Below are 3,387 nucleotides of genomic sequence, written 5' to 3' on the forward strand. Positions count from 1 at the left end.
GCCGCCTTCAAGCTCCGCAAGTTGCTAACTATTTTCGTGGCATTCGCCTTGTCCTTCCCTGACCCCATTACCAACAACATTGCTCCAGCTAAGATACCTATAATGACCATGACTATGAGCAATTCGACCAACGTAAAACCTTTTGCTTTTCTCTTTCTCATCATCTTGAACATTCTTATTCCCCCTTTTCTCTTACATCACTCTTTATGTATTAAATATGGCACACCTCAAAACTTTAGTCAAGTATACTATAAAAGCCGCTTATAGTATGTGTTTCTCCCAGAGCCCACCTCCTCTCTATAACATGGCCTGAATGGCTCCGACAATGGGAAGAAATATAGCAGACGCCACAATAGCCACAACTCCTCCTACAAACATTATTAATATTGGCTCTATAATCGACGATAGACGCTTTATCTTCTCGTCGAGCTCCAGCTCAAACCAGTCGGCCACCTTCCCCAGCATTTCCTCCAGTCGGCCAGTCTGTTCCCCAATGGTTATCATGTGTGCTGTCATAATGGGGAAGACCTTACTCTTAGCTGCCGATTCACCTAAAGCCTGCCCCTTCCTTGCTGCCTCGCGCAGCTCCTCATATGCTTTGCCTATAACATAATTATTAGCAACACCTGCTGTCATTTCAAGGGCCATCAAAATGGGAACACCCGACTCTACTAACGAAGCAAGGGTCCTATTGGTCCTGGCCATAATGGCCTTGTATATAATATCCCCCACTATGGGAAGCCTTAACTTCAGCCTGTCCATATACGGCTTAGTCTTCTTATTTCTGTTGGACACCATCACCAGGACAATGAAAAGAACAAAACCTCCTATTACAAAATACCAGTTTTTATTCATCCATATGGCAAAACGAAAGGTTATAGTAGTAACTGGCGGAAGATCGATTCCCAAGCCATCAAAAACTTTTGCGAAGCGTGGAACTATGAACGTCACCAGTATATACACTACCCCAATGGCAAAGGTCATAACCACCGCAGGATAAGTCACCGCAGAAACTATCTTTCTTCTTATGGCGTCTTGGCGTTCCAAAAATGTGGCAAGGCGGTCCAAGCTCCGATCCAAAACGCCCCCTTCTTCTCCAGCCCTAACTATGGAAACCATAAGATTATTGAATTCCTTCCTGGTCCTCATGGCAGAGCTAAGAGAAACCCCGCTGTCAACCAAGCGTTTTACCTCTTGAACAGCAAGAGAGAGCCTCTTGTTTTTCGTCTGCTGTGCCAATATCTCAAGGGCACTTCCCAAAGTTATACCCGCAGAAACCATTGTGGTGAGCTGCCTAAAAAGAACTGCCTTATCTTTAAGCGTCACTGTGCTGATAGCCTGGAGCCTCTGCCTCAAGCTGAGTCTATGCTCATCCTTATCGGCATTAATAGAGAGCGGAACAAGACCTTGACCTCTAAGCTGCTGAACTACCTGCTCCTGGCTATAAGCAGAAACAGTTCCGCTCACCGTTCTTCCATCGGCAGTACGAGCCCTATAACGAAATAGCAAGGCCTCCCCTCCCTCCAATGCTTAAAAATTTAATAATTTGCCTACTTTATTATTCTAACACTATTTTTTTAATTTGTGCATTTTATTTATTTAAAATGACACCTCGAAAACCAATCGCTCTAGATCCTTGGGGTCATGACACCGGGCTTTTGCTATTTCGTAAGGAATGATGCCTTCCCTCACAAGGCGGGCAAGGTCCTGATCCATGGTATGCATGCCAGAAGAAGCCCCTGTCTGCATTATACTGACCATTTGGCTTACTTTAGCTTCTCTTATGAGATTCCTGACAGCAGGGGTGGCAAATAAAAGCTCGGTGGCAACGACTCTGCCTCCTCCAGGCACAGGTACCAACTGTTGAGTACAAACCCCTATAAGCACAGTGCTCAACTGCTGGCGTATCTGCTGCTGCTGATGGGGAGGAAACACATCTATTATCCTGTCCACCGTTTGTGGTGCGCTCTGGGTGTGGAGGGTCGCGAAAACCAAATGCCCAGTCTCTGCAGCAGTAACAGCCGCAGAGATAGTTTCCAGGTCCCTCATCTCTCCTATAAGGATAACATCTGGATCCTGCCTTAATACCCGCTTGAGGGCTTCAGCAAAGCTTTTGGTGTCACTTCCTACTTCCCGCTGGTGAATGATAGCAACATCAGAGGTATAAAGGTACTCTATAGGATCCTCTATCGTGACTATATGGCACGGGCGGGTCCTGTTTATTTCTTGGATCAAAGCAGCTAAAGTGGTGCTTTTTCCGCTGCCAGTAGGCCCTGTGACCAAGAAAAGCCCTCTGTACTTTTTTGTTACCTCCACTATATGAGATGGAAGCTTTAATTCCTCTATCGTCCTTATCTTGGTCGGTATGGTTCTGAGAGCAAGGCACATGTTACCCCTCTCAAAATAGCAGTTGCCTCTGAATCTGGAGGTTTCTCCACCTTCTCCCGTAAAAGTAAAGCTAAAATCTATCTCTTTGTTTTCCTCCAACTCCTCAAGCTGTTTCCTCATTAACACTTCTCCAACCAAGGATCTTAGGTCATCACCAGTCAACTCAGGGAAAGACGCCAAATAAACCAAATCACCATCAATCCTGGCTGCAGGCGGAAACCCAACTCCCAAGTGAATGTCCGTAGCTTTCATCTTGACAGCTTCTGTGAGTATTTCCTGCATGCTCGGAATCATAGGTGGACATTCCTCCTTAAAAGATCTTTTTTATTGGATGGTAACCTGGAGAACTTCTTCCAGGCTTGTTATTCCATCTACTGCTTTCCTCAGCCCAGACTGCCTTAAAGTAGTCATACCCTTGGCAATTGCTTCCTTTCTTACCCTAGCTGCAGAAGCACCTTCCAATATCAAAGATTGTATCGCCTCATCTACTTTCATTATTTCATATATGCCAGTTCTACCTTTGTATCCAGTCCCCCTACACTCATCGCAGCCAACTGCCTTCCACAGAGTCGTACCAGGTGGAAGTCCAACATCACTCAAGACCTTAGATGGCGGGCTGTACTGCTCCTTACAGTTGGGGCATAGCTTGCGTACTAACCTTTGAGCTATTACCCCTATAAGAGAGGAAGAAACCAAAAAAGGTGCGATGCCCATCTCCACAAGTCTGACGGAAGCACTTGGAGCATCATTAGTGTGAAGGGTGGATAAGACCAGATGTCCGGTAAGCGCAGCTCTAATAGCCAGTTGAGCTGTCTCAAGATCCCTTATCTCTCCAACCATTATTTTATCTGGGTCCTGCCTTAAAATCGACCTAAGCGCCTCTCCAAAGGTAAGTCCAGCTTTCTCGTTGAGCTGTATCTGATTTATCCCTGCGATAGTATACTCAACTGGGTCCTCTACAGTTATTATGTTAACCTCTGGTTTGCTGATCTGCTCCAA

4 protein-coding genes are annotated in these 3,387 nt (G+C 45.7%); all 4 read right to left on the reverse strand.

Annotated elements, in window-relative coordinates:
- A partial coding sequence (locus H0Z23_RS08755; RefSeq protein WP_366928896.1) for a type II secretion system protein occupies positions 1-173 on the reverse strand: 173 nt, incomplete at its 3' end.
- Between the two features lie 124 nt (positions 174-297).
- Entirely contained in the window at positions 298-1,509 is a 1,212-nt protein-coding gene (locus H0Z23_RS08760) for a type II secretion system F family protein (RefSeq protein WP_296869067.1), read from the reverse strand.
- 90 nt (positions 1,510-1,599) lie between these two features.
- Complete coding sequence (locus H0Z23_RS08765; protein WP_296869068.1) at positions 1,600-2,682, reverse strand: type IV pilus twitching motility protein PilT; 1,083 nt, start codon at positions 2,680-2,682, stop codon at positions 1,600-1,602.
- Between the two features lie 30 nt (positions 2,683-2,712).
- The coding region (locus H0Z23_RS08770; RefSeq protein ID WP_296869069.1) for a GspE/PulE family protein at positions 2,713-3,387 on the reverse strand (675 nt) is incomplete at its 5' end.

Source organism: Thermovirga sp. (genome assembly GCF_017656375.1).
Lineage (GTDB): Bacteria > Synergistota > Synergistia > Synergistales > Thermovirgaceae > Thermovirga.